Annotated in this window: 19 protein-coding genes, 3 tRNA genes and 1 other RNA gene; 14 read left to right on the top strand and 9 right to left on the bottom strand. The window is 65.3% G+C overall.

The window, feature by feature from the left end; translation table 11 throughout:
• Nucleotides 1–12 precede the first annotated feature (12 nt).
• Complete coding sequence (locus tag M9952_01770; protein MCO5311650.1) at nucleotides 13–882, top strand: CPBP family intramembrane metalloprotease; 870 nt, start codon at nucleotides 13–15, stop codon at nucleotides 880–882.
• 54 nt (nucleotides 883–936) lie between these two features.
• On the opposite strand, the gene ffs is transcribed toward M9952_01770, so the two are convergent.
• An RNA gene (gene ffs, locus M9952_01765) (signal recognition particle sRNA small type) lies at nucleotides 937–1,035 on the bottom strand.
• A gap of 124 nt (nucleotides 1,036–1,159) precedes the next feature.
• Between ffs and M9952_01760 the strand changes: the two genes are divergently transcribed.
• A tRNA-Ser gene (locus tag M9952_01760) sits at nucleotides 1,160–1,244 on the top strand.
• Between the two features lie 76 nt (nucleotides 1,245–1,320).
• Here the strand turns inward: M9952_01760 and M9952_01755 are convergent.
• Nucleotides 1,321–2,181: a hypothetical protein gene (locus M9952_01755; GenBank protein MCO5311649.1), complete on the bottom strand. Its 861-nt coding sequence runs from the start codon at nucleotides 2,179–2,181 to the stop codon at nucleotides 1,321–1,323.
• A 37-nt stretch (nucleotides 2,182–2,218) separates the two neighbouring features.
• Entirely contained in the window at nucleotides 2,219–3,067 is an 849-nt protein-coding gene (locus M9952_01750; protein ID MCO5311648.1) for an EamA family transporter, read from the bottom strand.
• Between the two features lie 37 nt (nucleotides 3,068–3,104).
• Here M9952_01750 and tadA point away from each other — a divergent pair, with 37 nt between their 5' ends.
• From tadA to M9952_01735, 3 genes are all read left to right on the top strand, one after another.
• The gene (gene tadA / locus M9952_01745) at nucleotides 3,105–3,581 is read left to right on the top strand and encodes a tRNA adenosine(34) deaminase TadA (protein MCO5311647.1); all 477 of its coding nucleotides are present in this window, start codon (nucleotides 3,105–3,107) and stop codon (nucleotides 3,579–3,581) included.
• A 74-nt stretch (nucleotides 3,582–3,655) separates the two neighbouring features.
• A tRNA-Ser gene (locus tag M9952_01740) sits at nucleotides 3,656–3,743 on the top strand.
• A 160-nt stretch (nucleotides 3,744–3,903) separates the two neighbouring features.
• Nucleotides 3,904–5,733, top strand: a complete 1,830-nt coding sequence (locus tag M9952_01735) for an ABC transporter ATP-binding protein/permease (protein ID MCO5311646.1) — start codon at nucleotides 3,904–3,906, stop codon at nucleotides 5,731–5,733.
• A gap of 31 nt (nucleotides 5,734–5,764) precedes the next feature.
• Here M9952_01735 and M9952_01730 read toward each other — a convergent pair whose 3' ends face one another.
• Nucleotides 5,765–7,384: an adenylate/guanylate cyclase domain-containing protein gene (locus M9952_01730; GenBank protein ID MCO5311645.1), complete on the bottom strand. Its 1,620-nt coding sequence runs from the start codon at nucleotides 7,382–7,384 to the stop codon at nucleotides 5,765–5,767.
• A gap of 95 nt (nucleotides 7,385–7,479) precedes the next feature.
• Between M9952_01730 and xseA the strand changes: the two genes are divergently transcribed.
• Nucleotides 7,480–8,802: an exodeoxyribonuclease VII large subunit gene (gene xseA, locus M9952_01725; protein ID MCO5311644.1), complete on the top strand. Its 1,323-nt coding sequence runs from the start codon at nucleotides 7,480–7,482 to the stop codon at nucleotides 8,800–8,802.
• Nucleotides 8,799–9,035, top strand: coding sequence for an exodeoxyribonuclease VII small subunit (xseB, locus tag M9952_01720; protein MCO5311643.1), 237 nt, complete (start codon nucleotides 8,799–8,801; stop codon nucleotides 9,033–9,035). Before xseA ends, xseB begins: the two co-directional genes overlap by 4 nt.
• A gap of 41 nt (nucleotides 9,036–9,076) precedes the next feature.
• Here the strand turns inward: xseB and M9952_01715 are convergent, their stop codons facing one another.
• A complete protein-coding gene (locus M9952_01715) occupies nucleotides 9,077–9,724 on the bottom strand; it encodes an alpha/beta hydrolase (GenBank protein MCO5311642.1) in 648 nt (215 codons plus the stop codon).
• Entirely contained in the window at nucleotides 9,721–10,692 is a 972-nt protein-coding gene (locus M9952_01710; protein ID MCO5311641.1) for an alpha/beta hydrolase, read from the bottom strand. The genes M9952_01715 and M9952_01710 overlap by 4 nt, the downstream gene beginning before the upstream one ends.
• Nucleotides 10,693–10,883: 191 nt before the next feature.
• Between M9952_01710 and M9952_01705 the strand changes: the two genes are divergently transcribed.
• Both M9952_01705 and M9952_01700 read left to right on the top strand, forming a co-directional pair.
• Nucleotides 10,884–12,710 carry a GAF domain-containing sensor histidine kinase gene (locus M9952_01705; protein ID MCO5311640.1) on the top strand — a complete coding sequence of 609 codons (1,827 nt, stop codon included), beginning with the start codon at nucleotides 10,884–10,886 and terminating at the stop codon, nucleotides 12,708–12,710.
• Nucleotides 12,688–13,323: a response regulator transcription factor gene (locus M9952_01700; protein ID MCO5311639.1), complete on the top strand. Its 636-nt coding sequence runs from the start codon at nucleotides 12,688–12,690 to the stop codon at nucleotides 13,321–13,323. Before M9952_01705 ends, M9952_01700 begins: the two co-directional genes overlap by 23 nt.
• Nucleotides 13,324–13,499: 176 nt before the next feature.
• On the opposite strand, the gene M9952_01695 is transcribed toward M9952_01700, so the two are convergent.
• Nucleotides 13,500–13,772 carry a hypothetical protein gene (locus M9952_01695; GenBank protein MCO5311638.1) on the bottom strand — a complete coding sequence of 91 codons (273 nt, stop codon included), beginning with the start codon at nucleotides 13,770–13,772 and terminating at the stop codon, nucleotides 13,500–13,502.
• Between M9952_01695 and M9952_01690 the strand changes: the two genes are divergently transcribed.
• From M9952_01690 to M9952_01670, 5 genes are all read left to right on the top strand, one after another.
• Nucleotides 13,765–14,097, top strand: coding sequence for a hypothetical protein (locus M9952_01690; GenBank protein MCO5311637.1), 333 nt, complete (start codon nucleotides 13,765–13,767; stop codon nucleotides 14,095–14,097). The two genes, M9952_01695 and M9952_01690, sit on opposite strands and share 8 nt — an antisense overlap.
• 115 nt (nucleotides 14,098–14,212) lie before the next feature.
• Nucleotides 14,213–15,805: a peptide chain release factor 3 gene (locus tag M9952_01685; protein ID MCO5311636.1), complete on the top strand. Its 1,593-nt coding sequence runs from the start codon at nucleotides 14,213–14,215 to the stop codon at nucleotides 15,803–15,805.
• A 63-nt stretch (nucleotides 15,806–15,868) separates the two neighbouring features.
• Nucleotides 15,869–16,162: a hypothetical protein gene (locus M9952_01680; GenBank protein MCO5311635.1), complete on the top strand. Its 294-nt coding sequence runs from the start codon at nucleotides 15,869–15,871 to the stop codon at nucleotides 16,160–16,162.
• Nucleotides 16,163–16,252: 90 nt separating this feature from the next.
• A tRNA-Ala gene (locus M9952_01675) sits at nucleotides 16,253–16,326 on the top strand.
• Between the two features lie 268 nt (nucleotides 16,327–16,594).
• Nucleotides 16,595–17,755, top strand: a complete 1,161-nt coding sequence (locus tag M9952_01670) for a hypothetical protein (protein ID MCO5311634.1) — start codon at nucleotides 16,595–16,597, stop codon at nucleotides 17,753–17,755.
• Between the two features lie 405 nt (nucleotides 17,756–18,160).
• Here the strand turns inward: M9952_01670 and M9952_01665 are convergent, their stop codons facing one another.
• Both M9952_01665 and M9952_01660 read right to left on the bottom strand, forming a co-directional pair.
• Nucleotides 18,161–18,388: a hypothetical protein gene (locus M9952_01665; protein ID MCO5311633.1), complete on the bottom strand. Its 228-nt coding sequence runs from the start codon at nucleotides 18,386–18,388 to the stop codon at nucleotides 18,161–18,163.
• A gap of 4 nt (nucleotides 18,389–18,392) precedes the next feature.
• Nucleotides 18,393–18,989 (bottom strand): hypothetical protein, encoded by a 597-nt coding sequence (locus tag M9952_01660; protein ID MCO5311632.1) that lies wholly within the window; start codon nucleotides 18,987–18,989, stop codon nucleotides 18,393–18,395.
• Between the last annotated feature and the right edge of the window lie 16 nt (nucleotides 18,990–19,005).

Raw genomic sequence — 19,005 nt, 5'->3', positions numbered from 1 at the left:
TATCCTGGTGACATGTCGATGCCCGGATCCCCGCCAGTCGCCCCGCCCGGGTGGCACTTCCAGCCAGGCGTCGGCCGGTGGCTCTGGTGGGATGGGTACCGCTGGATCGATCCGGCTGCCACCTGGTCCCCGATCCCACCGAACGCGGTGTCGGATCCCGACGAGGCCCCCGAACGATGGTGGCCGCCACTGACACCGATCCGGTTCCCCGCGGCGATCGTCACTGCGGTCTTCATGGTCGCGATGTTCGCCACCCAGCTGTGGGTCGCCGGTTCCGCCGACGAGATGGGTCTGGGAACTGCGGTTCTCGGGCTCGTGGTGCTGGTGATGTCGGTGTTGGGTATGCCGGCGGTCGCCCTGGCGTGTGCTCACCACTGGGGTTCGCGCGGAGCGCTGCGATCGATCGGGGTAAGGGTGCGGTGGATCGACCTCCCGCTCGGTGTGGTCACGGCGGTCGTCATGTACGCAGCGATGATCGTGATCAACCTGTTGACGCTGGGTTTCGGTGCCGAAACCGGGTCCAACCTGGAGGGGGTCGGGGCCGACGGCATCTCCGGTGGTTACTTCCTGTTCCTGTTGGTCCTGGCGGGTCTACTCGCTCCGATCACCGAGGAACTGCTGTTTCGCGGCGCCATGCTTCGCGGGCTCCTTGACAAGCTGGGAACCTGGCCGTCGCTCATCGTCCAATCGGTGATCTTCGGCTCGATGCATTTCACCCCGGATCAGGGTTGGGGCAACGTCAATCTGATTCTGTCGCTCTCCGTCCTGGGCCTGTGTCTGGGCATCATCACCAAGGCGACCGGACGGCTCGGCGCGGCGGTCATCGCGCACGCCATCTTCAACTCGGCGAACCTGTTGCTGCTGTGGCTCGTTGCCGCCTGACGGTGCGCAGGAAGCATCGATGACCGAAAATTGCATCGGCCCGGACCCTGGTGAGACGGTCAGGCGATCTGCGGCACCCACCGGAAATCGCTGAGGGCTGCTGCCTTCCGACCCTGACCCGGTTCACGGACCGACGTTGCACAGGACCCGACCGTCTCACCAGAGCACGGACCGGTGGCAAGTGTAGCGGAGCCCGACACCGGTGCCATCTCGTGTGAGTCGGCACCGCCTTCGCTCCGACGTGACTGAGCCGCTACGATGCCTGCCGACATTCATTGGAGACGTGCGAGAGCGGACGATTCGGCACGCCTGGAACGCGTGTGTGGGGCAACTCACCGTGGGTTCGAATCCCACCGTCTCCGCTGTGTGACCGTTCTCCGATAACCAGTGGTCGTGATCACGACCACTGGTTATCGGAGAACGAGTGGGGCGGGAAGGTCAGGGCGTCACGACCCCGATGCGGGGGCGATGGATGGTATCGAGTAGAACGCGGGCGTACTGGTCCACGATCGAGCCGGAAGCGCCGGCGTGCAGGTTCGGCCCGACGAGATCGAACGACAGCAGCGCCGGTTCGTCGCCGACCCAGACGAGTTCCACCGACGCCGCGACCGGAATCTCCGGCAAGGCGTCGAGTGCCGCCGCGATGACCTCACGCTCCTCGGGTTGCACCGTGTGCTCCACCGTGACGTCGCGGACCTTTCGCACCGCATGACGGACCTCGCCGCGAAGTAACACGATCTGCGCGACGCCCACCGTATCGACGGTCGAGATGTACGGCTGAATCACGGCATCGCCGAGAAGACAGAGCGCCTCGAGGTGCGCCATCGTGTCGATGCTGTCTGCGGGACCGATCCCATAGCCGAACTTCGATGCCGCAACTGCGGGCTTCATCACGACGGTCCCTTCGAAACGGCGCAACACCGCCCGTTGGAACTGCCACGGAGCATCCCCCGCCACCTGACGCGTCGCCACGATCGGCACACCCGCCGCCTCGAGATCGAACAGGTACCGTCGATGTGAGTCCAAGTTCAACAACGCCGCCGAATTGACCAGCGTGGCCTGTTCCTCGCACCGCTCGACCCACGCGAGGAATTCATCGTGGAGCGGCGCGGTGTTGAACGGACTGACCACCACGATGCCCGCCGCCGAACCCCAGTCCCGCTGCTCGTCCCACGAGGCGACCTCCACATTGCAGTGAAGCGCCTCGAGCGCGTCGAGCAGGGCTACCCGTTGGGCCTCGGCCCATGGCGAAACGTCACAGGTCACGAGAATGGCGTCGAGTGCGGGGCCAGCGGACATTCGACGCCAGTTTGTCACGGCGAGCGACCCGGTCGAATCAGGCACCGACAACGACGAGCGCGACCAGGCCCGCAAGCACGACGGCGGATGACACGACACGGCGCGATCCCATCGGCTCGGCAAGCACCAACCAGCCGATGAGCGCGCCGAGCACCACCGAGGACTCGCGCAACATGGTCACGTACCCGACCGGCGCCCGCCGCACCGCCACCAGCACCATCGTGTACGCCGCCAACGTGCCCGCACCTCCGGCGAGGTGTCGGCGCCAATCGACAAGCAATTCACCCGCTCGACGACGGCGACTGGGCCGGGCGAGGTTGGCCAGCGTCACCGCCATACCCGCGGCACCGACCGATGCCAACCCGTAGGAGACACCCGAGTCGACCGCCCGCGCCCCTGCGGCGTCGACCACGGAGTAGGCGGCGATCATCACGCCGGTGCCAAGCGCGAACACCATCGCCAGCGAGTCGGAAGCATCGGTGAGGTCAGCACCCCAGCGCAGAGAAATCAGCCCGCCGGCCGCCACTGCGATCGACGCCCACGCCAACGAGGACATCGAGTCTCCGAGTAGAACTACCGCCGCCAGCGCTGCAAGTACAGCGCCACTGCCCCGGGCGATCGGATACGCGATGGAGAAATCACCGTGGTGGTACGCCGCCACCAGACACTCGACGTACACGATGTGAATCGTGGCTGTGGCAACGAGATACGGCACGGCGGCACGCCCCGGGAATCCGACGACACACAGCGCCAACCCTGCAAGGACCGCCGCGGCGCTGAACTGTCCCCAACCCGACAGTGTGCGGTCACGTCCGGTCTTGATGAGCAGGTTCCACGACGCATGGATCGCGGCGGATCCCACAGCGAGCACGGTCGCGAGCACCATCTCGGGCGCACGCTATCAGTCACCTACGATCGGCCTCATGCCCATCGACCCCGCAGTACTCGCCGACCCCGAACGTTTCATGCGCCAGGCCCTTGAGGTAGCTGCGACGTCGATCGAGGCGGGGGATCTTCCCATCGGCGCGCTCGCCATCCACGACGGTGAGGTGATCGCGAGCGCCCACAACCGTCGCACGATCGATGCGGATCCGCTGGCCCACGCCGAACTGCTCGCCATCGCGCAGGCCGCTCGAAACCTCGGCGAATGGCGCCTCAACGAGGTGACGATCGTCGTCACCCTCGAACCCTGCCCGATGTGCGCGGGAGCGATGTGGGCTGCACGGATCGGCGGCGTCGTGTACGGCGCAGCCGACCTCAAAGCCGGTGCGGTCGGCTCGTTGTACAACATGGGCAGCGATCCCAGGCTGAACCACGAATTCGACGTACGGCCCCGCGTTTTCGAACAGGAGTGTGCCGGGATCCTCACCAAGTTCTTCGAGGCCCGTCGCGGCGCCTGACCACACGGTCGCCCGAGGGCTCCGGCATCGGTCGACTGGCACGGCCCCGGTGACGTTCCGCTATCTTTGTCGGCGGAGAGTTGCCAGAGCGGACGAATGGGACGGTCTCGAAAACCGTTGAGGTTACGGCCTCCGGGGGTTCGAATCCCCCACTCTCCGCCAGACGAACGGCTTGGAGCGCGAGTCAGCCCCGCATCGGGGCCGGTTCGCCTCCGCAACGTCGGGGTCAGCGGGGAAACCGATCAAGCCACGTTGTGTTGCCGCTCGCCGCGGAGCACACCACCCCTCCCGCTGGAGCCCACCTGTGCATGTCCTACACTCCATGGCCAACCCTGCCGAGGGAGCGAACAACCGTTCGATCGACCGCCGCTTGGCGCGTCGCGTCGCCGCCTATGCGCGTCCGCAGCGCCGCCGACTCGTAGGGTTCGTCACCACGATCGTGCTCGGAGCCCTCCTGGGGCTTGCACCCCCATTTCTGTTCAAGGCCATCATCGACGACGCGCTCCCAGCCAAGGACCGCCGACAGCTCACCGTGCTGTCGCTCCTCGTGGTGGTCGCGGCCATCGCCTCCGCGGGGCTCAGCCTGCTGGAACGGTTCTCGTCGGCCACGATCGGCGAAGGGCTCATCTATGACCTGCGTCGTCAGCTCTACGACCACGTCCAACGCCTTCCGCTCGGGTTTTTCACCCGCTCCCAAACCGGATCGCTCATCAGTCGCTTGAACAACGACGTCATCGGAGCTCAGCGCGCCTTCACCGGCACGCTCGGCACCGTCGTGTCGAACCTCGTCACCGTCGCCGTGACGCTCGCCGCGATGGCCCGTCTCGAATGGCGACTCACCATCGCGTCGGTGCTGCTGCTGCCGCTGTTCATCCTGCCCGCCCGGCGAATCGGCACACGCCTCGCCGCCATCACCCGATCGGGTATGCAACACAACGCCGAGATGAACAACCTCATGACCGAGCGGTTCGGCGTCTCGGGGGCATTGCTGGTCAAGACCTACGGCGACGAGGACCGCGAGCTCGCGCGCTTTTCCGCCCAGGCCGCCCATGTGCGAGACATCGGCGTGCGTTCTGCCATGTTCACCCGAATCTTCATGGCGGTGCTCGGGCTGCTCGGCGCGGTCGGTACCGCCGCCATCTACTGGTGGGGCGGACGGCAGGTGATCGACGGCGCGATCACCCTGGGCACCCTGACCGCTCTCGCAGCGCTCGTTGTCCGAATCTACGAACCGCTCACCGGACTCACCAATGCCAGAGTCGACATCATGAGCGCGTTGGTGAGCTTCGAGCGCGTCTTTGAGATTCTCGACGCACCTTCGTCGATCACCGACCCGGCCGAGCCAACCGCATTGTCACCGGTGCAGGGACGCGTCGAGTTCGATCACGTCTCGTTTCGATACCCGACGTCGAGCCCCGACTCGATCGCCTCGCTCGAAGGCGGCTTCGGACAACACCAGGGCGAGGAGCTCCCCGTGTTGCACGACATCGTCGCCACCATCGAGCCGGGACAGATGGCGGCGATCGTCGGACCGTCGGGTTCGGGGAAGTCGACGCTCGTCTCATTGGTCAGTCGCTTGTGGGATGTCACCGAGGGCGCCGTTCGAATCGACGGCGTCGATGTTCGCGAGGTGTCACAACGCGAGCTGCGGGCATCGATCGGCGTGGTTGCGCAGGATTCCCACATGTTCCATACGACGGTGGCCGAGAACCTGCGATTCGCACGCGAGGGTGCCACCCTGGAGGAACTGCGCGAGGCGACCGCTGCGGCTCAGGTTCTCGAGGTGATCGAACGGCTGCCGGACGGGTTCGACACCGTCGTAGGCGAACGCGGCTATCGGCTCAGCGGCGGCGAGAAGCAACGCCTCGCGATCGCTCGGATGTTGTTGAAGGATCCGGCCATCGTCGTGCTCGACGAGGCGACGAGCCACCTCGACGCCGAGAACGAACACCTCGTGCAGTTGGCGCTGGCCCGCGCACTTGCCGGGCGCACCGCACTCGTCGTCGCTCACCGACTGTCCACCATCATCGATGCCGACATGATCCTGGTGATGAACGAAGGGCGAATCGTTCAACGCGGCACGCATCTCGAACTCCTCGCGTCCGAGGGCCTTTACCGCGAGTTGTACACGACGCTCAACCGCGACGACTGAGCGCCGCGCGCTCACGGTCAACCCACCCCGCTTACGAGCGACGGATCGGCCGACGTCCGATTCGCAACTCGGTCTGCGCCTCCATCGTCGACACCCGCTGGCGGCGACCGCGAACCCGAAGCGTCGACCCCATCCGCCAGCCATCCGGTCGGCCGGCCTGCTCCCACGCCTCGCGGGTCACGAGCGTCTTACCTGGAACGGTCTTGGCGAGGTCACACAGGCGTGACGCGAGGTTCACACAGTCGCCGATCACCGTGTACTCGTACCGCTCGGGAGTCCCGAGAAACCCGGCGATCACGGGCCCGGTCGCCACCGCAATCCCCGCATTCAGTCGTTCCTCGGCGATACCGTTCGGGTCGAACCGCACCCGCTGGAGGTCGCTGCGCATCCTCGCCGCCGCAATCAGCGCGCGCGAGGCGTAGTCCTCCTCGACATCGGGTACCCCGAAGAGGCACAGCGCTGCGTCCCCTTCGAACTTGTTCACCCACCCGCCCTCCCGGTTGACCGTGGTCACCACGACCTCGAAGAAACGATTCAACATGTCGACGACCTGACCCGGGTCGTGGCGTTCGCTGTAGCGCGTGAAGCCCTCGAGGTCGACGAACAGGACCGCAACCGTTCGTAACACCCCCACCGAGCTCAGCGCCTCCTCAGATCCTTGGGCCACCTCAAAGGCCCCCCGGCCGACCTGATGGCCGAACTGCTCGCGGAGCCGTTCGCGTTCGCGCAGCCCTGCGACCATATCGTTGACTCCCTTGGAGAGCCGTCCGATCTCACCGAGGTCGTCGATGGGCAATTCGATGTCGAGTTGCCCGCGTTCCACGTCCCACAGCGCTTCGCGCACCCGCGTGAGCGGACGCGATACCGACAGCGTCCCGATGACCATGACCGCACCGCCTCCGAGGACCGAGAACCCCGCAATCCACGGCATGCGGCGCGCCTCGAAGTTGTCGTTCAGGAGCGGAGCAATCCCCAACAGGGCGATCGGCACCGCGCTTCCCAGCGCCCACGTCAGCATCAGGCGCGGCAGCAGATCTCGGCGGCCGTCGGGCAGGTCGGCGTGGCGTAGAGCGAGGGCGAACACGGGTCGGAAATGGGATTCGACGAGGAGGTACAGCGCGGCACAGGTCACCAAACCGGCGAAGAAGATCCCGATCGACACGCGCGACGACGTCTTGTTGAGGACTCCGAAGATGACCGAACCGCCGATCCACCACACGACACACGGGAGGGTCTCGTACAGGGGGAGGCGAAACAGCAAACGCCGCTGGCTCGGAGTTGGTTGCACCCCTTCGCGAACCCAGCGAACGGCGCGGCCGAGCAGGAACACGTTGATCGGCACCCCGACCACCACGATGACGGTCACATAGATCACGAACACCAGCGCCGTGAAACGGACCCGCTCCTCGGATCCCGACGGAAAGAGCACCATCACGTACAGCGCGACCAGCGCGACCCCGACGCTGTTCGCCAAGATCTGCCAGAACAGCACTCCGCCGACGGTTGTGCGCGCCTGCGCCGAAGGGTCGCGAACCGACATCCAGCGACGAGGCGGGCGCACCTCGTCGGCGGCCACCGTCGGCTGGCCACCGTCGAATCCGCCTGACGAACGCAGGATCGGGTCCGATGCAGGTTCACTCGTTGCCGACATCGCGCCCCCGCAACCTCCGAAGTGACCCCACAGTAACCAACGAGACGCTCGGGACATGCACGAGACCGTCGGAGGTCATCGGTAGCCTCACCGGCGTGACCGAGACCACCACGTGGAAAATTCCACAACTCATCGATTGGGTGAACGCCGTCGTGGCGAACTCACTCGGTGGAGAAGTCTGGGTTGAAGGGGAGATTTCCAACCTTCAACGCTCTGCGGCCGGCCACGTCTACTTCACACTGATCGAACGCGATCTCGATGAGCGGCAACGCTCACCCCACACCCTCGCCGTCACCCTGTTCGAATGGCACCGCGTCAACGTGAATCGCCACCTGAAACGCAGCGGCGGATCCGTCCGCATGGGCGATGGGGTTCGCGTTCGCATACGCGGCACCGTGGAGGTGTACTCCGCACGCAGCCAACTGCAACTGCGCATGAGCGGCATCGACCCGGTCTTCACGCTCGGATCGCTCGCCGCAGACCGCGCCCGCTTGCTCGCAGCGCTCCAAGACGAGGGTCTACTCGAAGCCCAACAGCGCCTCGAAACACCGCCGCTGCCGCTTCGGGTCGTGATCATCACAAGTATCGGCAGCGCCGCGCACGCCGATGCGCTCGATGAGTTACGTCAGTCGGGGTTCGGGTTCGATCTGACGACGATCGACGCTCGCGTCCAAGGTGCCGACGCGCCCGAATCCATCGTGACGGCGATCGAACGCGGCGAACTGCTCGACCCCGATCTGATCCTGATCGCTCGTGGCGGTGGGGCTCGGACCGACCTGGTGGCCTTCGACGACGAGCGGGTTGCTCGGGCGATCGCCACCTGCCCGATCCCGGTTTGGGTGGGCCTCGGTCACGAGACCGACCGGACCGTCGCCGATGAGGTCGCCCAACGGTCATTCAAGACACCAACCGCGTGCGCCGCGGGGGTCATCGACACGGTTCGCGACGCCGCTCGGGCGCTCGACGGGACCTTCGAGCAGATCCTCGATGCCGTCGGGTCGGCCCTTCAACGAGGCGAAACAAGGTTGCGGCTCGCAAGCGCCCAGGTCTCGACGTCAACCGGAACCGATCTGCGACGCGCCGACCGACGTCTGTTGAGCGCCGCGATCTCCATCACCCGACTCGCCGAGGGATCTATCCGGACCTCATCCGAACGCGTCGAACGCTCGGCGGGCCTTGTCACCCGAACAGCGCCCCAACGACTCGCTGAACGGGTCGTCCAACTCGACGCGATCGAGGCGGTGTTGCGCGCCTACGACCCGTCCGCGGCCATGGCGCGTGGCTGGAGCATCACGCGAACCGCGACGGGTGCGCTCGCAACGGCCGCCAACATTGCGGTCGGCGACCGCCTCTTCATCACGCTGCACGACGCAGCGCTGACCGCAACGGTCGACTCCCTCGAAGGAAACGAAACATGACCACAACATCGCCCCCCTCATCGGGTTCCTCCGATGAATCCATCGGTTACGTCGACGCGATGGCCGAACTCGAAGCGATCCTCGCGGAACTCGACCGCCCAGACGTCGACATCGACATCTTGGCCGACCGGGTCGAACGAGCATCACAACTCGTCTCGCTGTGCCGGGAACGCCTCGAACGGGCGCGGCTACGGGTGACTGAGATCGTTGCGGATCTCGAGACCGACGACTGAAATCCGTGCGAACAACAATCCGGTTCGCAAACGCGGGTTGCTCAGCGACCGAGACGTTCGACCGCGGCCTCGAACGAACATCGAACGACGCCGTGTTCGTCCGCGACCGCTTCCAACCATGCCGGCAGAATCCTCGCTGAAACGATGATCGGTTCGGCCGCCGGTGAACCTTCCAAGGCGAATCGAGCGAAATTCCGCACGTAGTCGGGTGGCCGAATGTCTCGCGACAGTTCCTGAAGCGCAAACGGGTCCGGACTCGACGAGGACCCGAATACCGGAGCCACAAACGATGGGCTGGAGGGCACCGTTCCCCCTCCGGTCAGACCGGGACCGTCATCGATGACCACTCCGCGCACGCCAGACGGGCGGGCACCCGCCGCAAGCAGTCCGACGTATCCGCCCAGTCCCCGACCGACGATCGACACGGCGCCGAGGTGGGTCAAGGCGGTGTCGACGTCTGCGAGCAGCACTTCGGCCGAGTAGCCGCCGCCTCGAGGAACGGTCGAGGCTCCGTGGCCGGTGAAGTCCAACCCGAACACCGGACCGGGCCACCGGTCGCTCCAGTTCGGAGCGACTTCGGGGGTGCGCGACCCCAGCGGGTGCAACAACAGCAACGGGGTGGTCGTGTCGCCGTCTCGCAACCGGTGTAGCGCGAGTTCCACTCGTCCGTGTTGCAGCCGGGTGATCATTGCGGATCTCCGATGAACGAACCGATGATCTGTACCAACAGGTCCGGCTGTTCGATGTGCATGAAATGTCCGATGCCCGCGAGTTCCATCAACTCGGCACCGATGGGAAGGTACGGTTCGACGTCTTCGACGCGGGTGCCCCATCCCATCAGTTCCGGTTCGCCGCACAAGATGGCCAACAGCGGCATCGTCACCTCGGGGAGTCGGTACATCGACCATTCGGGACGCCACGGTCCGAACCCTCCCATTCGAAGCGTCGGGTCGATCCGCCACCGCCACCCATCGACATCACGCCGCCCCCCGACCGTGACCAGATACTGCAACCATTCCGTTGTCGCTCGCGTGTTCATCCGCCCGCGCCGCTGTGCCAGTTCGGCAATCGTGCCCGCTGGGCGTTGTCGATCGACCAGTGAAGCCCGGTGGCCCAGCCAATTCTCGAGCGCGGATGCGACCATTCGAATCCGCTGATGTTCGGCGACATCTGGCATCGTCTTGCGGGATGGAAGTCCGTCAAGGTTCACCAGGTGGGTGAATTTGTGGGGAAACAACACCGCAAGCTGGAGGCACATGGCCCCGCCCTTGGAATGGCCTATGAGCGGGAATCGTTCGGCTGAAACCGACTCCACGACGAACGCCGCATCTCGAATATCGGCCTCGAGACTGTAGAGCTGTGCCCACTCCGAATGACCGTGTCCACGGTGGTCCCAACTGACCACGCGCCAACCGCGTTCGACGAGCTTGGGGGCAAAGACGTTCAACGTCTCGGCAAAATCGAACCCCCCGTGGGCGAACAGCAGTGGCGGGGCGTCCGGTGGCCCCCATTCAACCCTCGAGATCGAGAGTCCCCCTACGTCGAGTGAGGTTCGGCGATCCGGACGACGGGCACCCGGGATTTGCACCGCCGCGGCTTCGCTGCCGGCAAGAACACCGAGCGACTTCTCATCAATCGAATCGGTCGTGGATTCCATCGGTTCAACCTGCCTCGATTACGGATGAGTCATCCTACCCATCGAGCCGTAGGCTTTTACCCTGCTTGACAGGCAATTGTCCTAATTCCGGTACGATTTATTGCGGTTCATCGCTCGCGCCTGCAGCATGCACATGCGCCCGCGACGACTCGCGTGGCAACTCGCGGCCTCGTCGGCTCGCGGAGGACTCGATGCTCGAATCAGGCAACCCGAAAACGATGGGCCGCGCCGCGGCCGCTGGCGTTGTTTCGAGCGCGTCGACAGCGTACGACCCTGAAGAAGTATTTACCGCGTTGAGGACGCTTCGCCTCGGTGGCACCGATACCGCATCTCGCCACTTGAAGCTCTCTCCGGAGGCCCACGCCGCCCTTCCACCAGCGATTACCGCGGCTCGGTGGGCCGCCATCGCGTACGGCATGATTTTCGGCGCCCAACAGGCATTCGGCGGCTCCTACAGCGTCGTGGTGTCGTTGACCGTTTGTCTGTTCCTGACGAGCTGGCGCTCGATCATTCCGACTCAGCTCGGTGCCCCCGATCGGGGCGCTCAGATCGTCGCACTGATCGACGTCGCGATCTTCGGCCTGGGGGTGGGGATCAGTGCGGGGCCTACATCGCCGTTCATTTTCTGTTTCCTCGTCGCCTTGGCCGTCCCCGCACTCGGATGGGGATACCGCCTCGGAGCACTCGGGTGGTGCCTCGGCTGGACGGTCACCTTGATGTCGACGATGGCATTCGGCGGCGATCTCGGCGACGCATTCCTCCAGGAATTCCTGGTCATGGCGATCGCTGCGGTCCTCGTCGTCGCCGGCAGCGCATTCGTTCGCAGCCGACTCATCGAATCCCATGAGCGTCGCCTGGCGATGTCCGGTCAGATGCTCGCCCTCTCCGAGGCAAACGATCTGCTCACCATGTTGAACTCGGTGGCCCGCACGCTTCCCGCCTCGCTCAGCCAACGCGATGTACTCGACAACGCTCGTCAGCAACTCGTCAACACGTTTCACAACCGGGTGCTGTGCCTCTTCGAATATGACGACCCCTCCGAGGAATGGGTGCCGAAACTCTCCGAAGGCGCCACCGTCGAAACCGCGTATCGGCTCCACACCCTGCCCGCACCGTTACGTCGGGCACTCGAGAGCCGGGGACCGTGTCTCGTCGGCGACCTCCGACTGGGTGACACTCCCGGAATCAATCGCCACTCCGGTTCGGGTCTGTACACCGCGTTGGTTGCGCGTGGTCGCACCGTGGGCCTGTTGGCGCTCGAACATCCGACGCCCGGGCAGTACTCCGAAAGCGACCGGATCGTCCTGGCGGGGATGGCCGACATCGTGGCCCTCACCCTCGACAATGCGCGCTGGTTCGGGCGGCTCCGGACGCTTGGGGCCGAGGAGGAACGGGTCCGGATCGCTCGAGACCTCCACGACCGGCTGGGTCAGTGGCTCACCTACATCAGTTTCGAACTCGAGCGCTACATCGACGATCACGGCCCGAGCGATCCGCAGCTCGAACAACTCCACGGAGACGTCCAGACCGCGCTCGACGAACTACGAGAGACCCTGCGCCAGCTTCGCTCCACCGTGACGCGGGAGCGACCGTTTTCCGAGGTGGCCGCCGAACACATCGAGCGTTTCGCTGAACGCACTGGCCTTGAGGTCGAGTTCACCGTCGAACACCCACGATCGCGGCTCTCGGTGCCGGTGGAGAACGAACTCCTGCGAATCCTGCAGGAGACGTTGAACAACATCGACAAGCACGCCCAAGCGGGCAACGTTTCGGTGACATGGAACGTCAACGGTCCGACGGCTTCGCTGACGGTCACCGACGACGGCCGCGGGTTCGATCCGTCCAACGGGGTGCGAGAGAGCGCCTATGGGCTTGTCGGAATGCGCGAACGCGCCGATGTCATCGGTGCGCGCATCTCGGTCGACAGCGCCCCGGACCACGGAACAACCATTCATGTTGAAGTCGGCACCACCCCGGCGAGGAAGGAAGACACACATGCTCAGAATCTTGTTGGCTGATGACCATCAGATCCTCCGTGAGGGCATTCGGCGGGGGCTCGAAGCCGCCGGCGAAGAGGTCATCGGCGAGGCGGGCAACGGAGAGGAAGCGGTCGAACTCGCACGCACCTTGTTGCCGGACGTCGTCTTGATGGACCTGTCGATGCCCGTCATGGATGGCATCGAGGCGACCCGCCGAATCACCACGGAGTTGCCCGAGGTCAAGGTGTTGGTGTTGACGATGCACGACGACCCGGCCCGCACCCGTGGGGCGATCTCCGCCGGCGCTTCGGGGTATCTCACGAAGGGAACCTCCTTTGCCGAGGTACTCAACACCATCCGTATCGTCGCTGCCGGCGAGACGTTCCTCAGCCCGGCCCTCGCCGTGTCCATGCTGCGCGCGGTCGAATCCGCCTCCGTCACCGACGATCTCCTGAGCGACCGGCAGGTCGAAATCCTCCAGATGGTCGCGAACGGCCACGGAACCAAGCAGGTCGCACGCGAATTGGGCATTACCCAAAAGACGGTTCACAACCATCTGAACGCGATCTACCGGCGACTCGACACCCAGAGCCTGACCCACGCCGTGCTCAGCGCGGTGCGCCTCGGGATCATCCAACTCGACCAGGGCTAGATGCCACCACCCGTCGCCGGACCCCTTCGAGCGACCGACTTTGACGATGACTGAACGATGAACGCCAAGATCAAAACTTGGATGGGAATCCTGAGCGGAATGTTGACATTCCGCGTCGTTCTCGCGCTCGTCGTGTCAACGTCGGTGACCACGGCGGTGTCTGGTCCGCTCGCCTATCAAGCCCACAAGGCCCGAAACGCTGACATCGCGGCCCCGAGCGATGTCGCGCCACCGCCGTCCGAGCCACGTGCGACGACCACGCCGACGACCACCTCGACAACGACGACCACGACGACCCAACCGTCACCGAGCGTGCCTGCCACCGAACCCGAGGTGACAACGCCCCTCGACCCGCCGTCGAGCACATCCTCCACGACTGCCCCACGCAGGAATTCGCCGACCACGACGAGTCGGCCTGCCGCGACGACCACCACGGCCCCCGTGGGCACGCCGGTGGTGTCGGGGCCCGACGGAATCTACGTGTCGAATTACGCCAGCCATCGAGCCCGTGTCCCGCTGAACGGAGCCAAGGTGGGCGGCACCGTCTGGGCGTTCTTCGACGAGCCCGGCGTCAGCGCTGTTCGGTATTGGTTGAACGACCCGAGCGGGTACGGAACACCGGTCATCGAGACCACCGCACCGTTCGACCTCGCCGCCGACGGCTTCGCCTTCTCGACGCTGGAGCCCGGTTCGCACACCCTGCTGGTCGAGGCCACAACCTCGGCCGGGACCATCCGGCGTCTTGCCACGTTCAGCGTGATCGCCATCGACTGACGGTCGACCACCTCGACCCGTCGCCGCGAACTTCGGGTTGCCGCGGTCGTTCGGCCACTATGGAGCGGGCCGATTTTCGACGCGTCGGCACCTTCTCGATCGAACAGGCACGAGCGTGACCAACATCCTTACCGAGTCGGCCAAGCGGCGGACCTTCGCCATCATCTCGCACCCCGATGCCGGCAAGACCACGTTGACCGAGAAGTTTCTCCTGTATGGCGGTGCGATCAATCAGGAGGCGGGCACGGTCAAGGCACGAGGCGACCGCCGTAGCGCCACCTCCGACTGGATGGCGCTGGAGCAACAGCGCGGTATCTCCATCTCGTCGACCGTGTTGCAGTTCCCGTACCGCGGATGCACCGTGAACCTGCTCGACACCCCCGGGCACCGCGACTTCTCCGAGGACACCTACCGGGTGTTGACCGCGGCCGACGCCGCGGTGATGGTGCTCGACGCGGCAAAGGGCATCGAGCCCCAGACGCTCAAGCTGTTCGAGGTCTGTCGCGACCGTGGCCTTCCGCTGTTGACCTTCATCAACAAGTGGGACCGTCCGGGGCGCGACGGCCTGGAGTTGCTCGACGAGATCGAGACGATGATCGGAGTTCAGCCGACGCCGGTCACCTGGCCGGTCGGGATTCCCGGCGACTTTCGTGGTGTCGTCGACCGCAGAAGCGGCGAGTACACCCGTTTCACCCGCACCGCGCGCGGCGCGACCATCGCCCCCGAGGAGCTCGTCGATCCCGAGCGCGCCGCTATCGAAGAGGGTTCGGCGTGGGAGGCATGTATGGAGGAACTCGAACTCCTTGAAGCCGCGGGGCAGGACTTCGACGACGAGACGTTCCTCGCCGGAATGACGACCCCGCTGTTCGTCGGATCCGCGATGACGAATTTCGGGGTCGGCAAGTTGCTCGATGGGGTGATCGATCTGGTTCCTCCGCCCGCCCCCCGGCCGACGACGACCAAGGGTGAGACCCGGGCACTCGACGACCCGTTCTCCGGGTTCGTGTTCAAGGTTGCGGCCAACATGGATCCATCGCATCGGGACCGCATCGCGTTCTTCCGGGTGTGTTCGGGACGTTTCGAGCGCGGCATGGTCGTCACCCATCAGCGCACCGGCAAACCGTTCGCCACCAAGTACGCACACCAGGTTTTCGGACAGGATCGCGAGACGGTCGAGGAGGCATTCCCCGGAGACGTCGTCGGCCTCGTCAACGCGAACGAGGTGCGCGTGGGCGACACGCTGTTCGTCAGCCCGCCAGTCGAGTTTCCGAGGATTCCGGCGTTTGCTCCCGAACACTTCTCGATCGCCCGAGTGAAGGACACGGGTCGTTACAAGCAGTTCCGCAAGGGCATCAGCCAGCTCGACGAGGAAGGTGTCGTGCAGGTGCTACGCAACGAAATGCGCGGCGATCAAGCACCGATTCTCGCCGCGGTCGGGCCGATGCAGTTCGAAGTGGTAGCGTACCGACTCCAGTCGGAGTTCGGGGCCGAGGTCGAACTCGAGCCGACGGCGTACCGCGTGTGCCGGCTCACCGACGACGACGGGCGCGAACGGCTCAAGTCCATGCGCGGGGTCGAGGTGCTCGAACGTTCCGATGGCGCCCTGTTGGCACTGTTCGAATCGACCTACTGGCTCGATCGCCTCGTCGCCGAGGAGCCGGACCTTCGGCTCGACAAGCTCGTCGCGGAAGGCGAGTTGCACCAGTGATCGGGCGCCGACCGATGGCCGCACTACGCTCGACCACGGCTTGATCGAGGAGACAATGCGTTGGTGACCGAGGGCGACGGCCAAAGTTCAAACGATTCCAACCCGCACCGGCTGCGGCGGATCATCGCTGTTCCCGCAATCGTCGTAGCGCTGGGACTGATCGTCATCGGAATCTGGCAGATCGCTGGAGGTGACGACTCCGCTCCCGAGGTGAAGGTCGGTGGCCAACAGACATCGCGCGACGATGTCGACACCACCGCGACCACCAACGTGGTTGTTGGCGAGTCGGGTGAACTCGACGTTGAAGGCCACCCCGGGCAGGTCGGGCTCGTCCCCGCGCAGACCGAGGAACGCTAGGCCCTCGGGCGCGGTGGGCGCCGGCTCCGGGCGGGCTGGCACCTGATTACCCAGGGAGCCCGGTGCACGCCTAGAATCAAAGATTCCCTTGGGGGTGTAGCTCAGTTGGCTAGAGCACCTGCTTTGCAAGCAGGGGGTCGTGGGTTCGAGTCCCATCTCCTCCACCCCGCGCACGAGGCTCGAACCCTTGCCAATGGAAACGTTGGCAGAGGTTCGGGCCTTGTTCACGTCTGCGGCCCAGGTCAGCGCGTTGGCGTTGACCTGCGGATCGAGGAGCATTTCGAAGGGCCGGTTGTGCTCGACGCGCAGCTCGTTGTCCTCGTCGATGTAGACCTTTGTGAAGAACGCCTGGTTGCATAGCCGCCGGTTGGTGTCGTCGCAGCGAGTGTAGATGTCAGCGCAGTTGGCGAGCAGGCCGAGGGCGTCGTCGAGGTGGGCGCGAGCGTCGGCGTAGTCACCGAAGTGGGCGTCGATACGGCGGGTCACCTGGTCGAGTTCGGCGACGATGCGGTCTTGCTCGCGCTTGAGCACGGAGAGCGGGATCGCGTCGGCGTAGTACGCTTGCATGAGGCGGTCTTGCTCGCTTTCGAGCCGGTCGCGGTTGGTGGTGAGGCGTTCCAGTTCCTCGGTTTCCGCGGCCATGAGCCGGTCGAACTCGTGGTGGAGCATCCCCGCGAGTGCGTCCTGCTGAGCCGGCGTGATCTGGACGCGCGAGTAGTAGTCCTCGACGAGCTTCTCGATGTCCTCGATGAGCATCGCCTGGCGCGTGCAGTCGGTGCGCTTGGAGTGGCGCCCGGAGCATACGAAGTAGCAGTACACGTTGCCGTGGCGGTTCTTCGCGTTGGAGACGATGAGCCTGGAGCCGCACTGGCCGCAGTGGATGGTGCCTTTGAGGTAGTGGCCGTGGACTTGGGTTGCCTCGACGGCGCACTGGTGCGCGGTGAGCACGGACTGGACCTGGTACCAGACCTCGGCAGGCACGAGCGCCGGGTGGTTGCCCTTGTAGCGGGTGCCCCGGTAGACGACATCGCCCTTGTAGTACGGGTTGGTCAGGAGGCGATGGATGGTGGACACGGCCAAGGGCTTCGCCGGCCTCTTCGGCGTGGGCAGGCTGCGCAGTCCGCGCGAGGTGAGTTCGTCGTGGAGCTGGCTGACGCTCCAGTTCCCGGAGGCGTATGCCTTGAAGGCCCACTCGATCATGGGCGCGCGCTCGGGGTCGAGTTCGATGGTGCGGAGCTCGCGTCCCATCTCGTCGCGCTTGCGGACGTTGAGGTAGCCGATGGGAGCCCGTCCGTTCGTGCCGCCACCGATGGCCTTCTGGGTCATGCCCTTGGTGACCTCGGTGGCGAGGTTGCGGGAGTAGAACTCGGCGATTGTGGACATGATGCCGTGCAGCAGCATCCCGGAGGGCGTCTCGTCGATGTTCTCTGTCGCGGATACGAGCATGACCCCGCACTGTTGGAGTGCGAGGTGGATGCTCACGTCGTCGGCGCGGTTGCGGGCGAGCCGGTCGACCTTGTGGACGATGCAGTAGGAGACCTTGTTGGCCTTGACGTACTGGATCATCCGCATCAGCTCGGGCCGGTCGGATGACTTGGCGGAGGCTCCTGCGTCGATGAACTCTTCGACGATGCCGGCGCCGAGCTGTTCGGCCTTGCGCCGGGTGGCATCGCGCTGGGCGGGGATCGAGAATCCCTCGTCGGTGCCGCCCTTCTCTGCTTGCTCTCGGGTGGAGACCCGAAGGTAGGACACTGCGACGGCAGCATTTCGGGGTGGGTCGATCAGGCTGGCCGTTGGATCATCGGCGACGGTGGTCATCGGGGGCTCACTCTCACGCGGTTCGACCCTCGCGCTCCCACTGCGGTGGGAGGGGTGTTGATCGTGAGAGCAGCCGGTGAAGGCTGTAGGGCGAGACCCGATGGTCTCGGTGCGTGTTGCCCGCCAGATGACGAGGTTTGAGCCACAACACCCCGCATTGCGAGGCTTGCAAGGTTCATTCTACCGGGCGGCCTCGGAGGCGGCCAGGTCACCGGGAGTCGCCCGGTAGGTGTCGGGCACCCGGACCGCTTCGCGGGCGGCTCGGCTATCACCTGTCTCCTGCAACGTCAGCCGGATCAGCACTTCGGCGAGCTTGTGCAAGTCGGCGCGTTCACGGTGGACGGCCCGGACGGAGAACGACCGCTCCTCGTAGGAGCGGCGGTCGGTCTTCTTGACGTAGCGGCTCATCGGTCTACGGACCCTCGTCGTCGGCGAGACTGGCGTAGAACTCGTCTTCGGCTTCCTGCCGCTTGCGGACTTGGGCGATCACGAAGTCCGCGAACTCCTCGTCCCTGTCGTCGAACTTCACCTCTTGGATTGAAAGGGACTCTTCGCCGGGCCAGGCGGCCTGCCGGGTGGGACGGTCGCGGTCCCCGCGCGTGCTGCAAGCGGTGACCCAGTAGCGAAGGCGGTCTCGCGCGTCGGCGAAGTCGCGGTGCCAGCCGAGAGGTGCGGACGCGTTCTGCTCGGGGTCGTAGGCACCAAGCCAGTGCAGGTGCAGTGCCGACAACTCCCAGACCATCTCCGGATGGTGATGCCAGAACGGCGGAATCACAGAGACTTGCAGACCGTAGGTGCGGCGCAGCCAGTCCACCCACCGGTTCAGCGCGAGCCATTCCTGCTCCAGCTCGTGAGCCGTCAGCAGGTTCCAGTTCACTGGGTGAGGCGGGTCGGGCATGTCGGCGTTGGTGACCTGGGGCGGCCCGTCGAACACGTCGGGCTCATCCACTTCGGACGGGCCAACGGGGAGATCGGGTGCTGTGGGTTCTTGGTTCTGATCGTTCGTCATGGCGTGGCTCCTGAAC

It is taken from the genome of Microthrixaceae bacterium (assembly GCA_023957975.1).
In the GTDB taxonomy this organism is placed as follows: domain Bacteria; phylum Actinomycetota; class Acidimicrobiia; order Acidimicrobiales; family Microtrichaceae; genus JAMLGM01.
This window is presented reverse-complemented; position numbering and strand designations above follow the sequence as displayed.

Coding starts and splice junctions, on each gene's coding strand:
- M9952_01770 (MCO5311650.1), top strand. CDS start 13: ATGTCGATGCCCGGATCCCCGCCAGTCGCCCCGCCCGGGTGGCACTTC.
- M9952_01755 (MCO5311649.1), bottom strand. CDS start 2,181: ATGTCCGCTGGCCCCGCACTCGACGCCATTCTCGTGACCTGTGACGTT.
- M9952_01750 (MCO5311648.1), bottom strand. CDS start 3,067: ATGGTGCTCGCGACCGTGCTCGCTGTGGGATCCGCCGCGATCCATGCG.
- tadA (MCO5311647.1), top strand. CDS start 3,105: ATGCCCATCGACCCCGCAGTACTCGCCGACCCCGAACGTTTCATGCGC.
- M9952_01735 (MCO5311646.1), top strand. CDS start 3,904: ATGGCCAACCCTGCCGAGGGAGCGAACAACCGTTCGATCGACCGCCGC.
- M9952_01730 (MCO5311645.1), bottom strand. CDS start 7,384: ATGTCGGCAACGAGTGAACCTGCATCGGACCCGATCCTGCGTTCGTCA.
- xseB (MCO5311643.1), top strand. CDS start 8,799: ATGACCACAACATCGCCCCCCTCATCGGGTTCCTCCGATGAATCCATC.
- M9952_01715 (MCO5311642.1), bottom strand. CDS start 9,724: ATGATCACCCGGCTGCAACACGGACGAGTGGAACTCGCGCTACACCGG.
- M9952_01710 (MCO5311641.1), bottom strand. CDS start 10,692: ATGGAATCCACGACCGATTCGATTGATGAGAAGTCGCTCGGTGTTCTT.
- M9952_01705 (MCO5311640.1), top strand. CDS start 10,884: ATGCTCGAATCAGGCAACCCGAAAACGATGGGCCGCGCCGCGGCCGCT.
- M9952_01700 (MCO5311639.1), top strand. CDS start 12,688: ATGCTCAGAATCTTGTTGGCTGATGACCATCAGATCCTCCGTGAGGGC.
- M9952_01665 (MCO5311633.1), bottom strand. CDS start 18,388: ATGAGCCGCTACGTCAAGAAGACCGACCGCCGCTCCTACGAGGAGCGG.
- M9952_01660 (MCO5311632.1), bottom strand. CDS start 18,989: ATGACGAACGATCAGAACCAAGAACCCACAGCACCCGATCTCCCCGTT.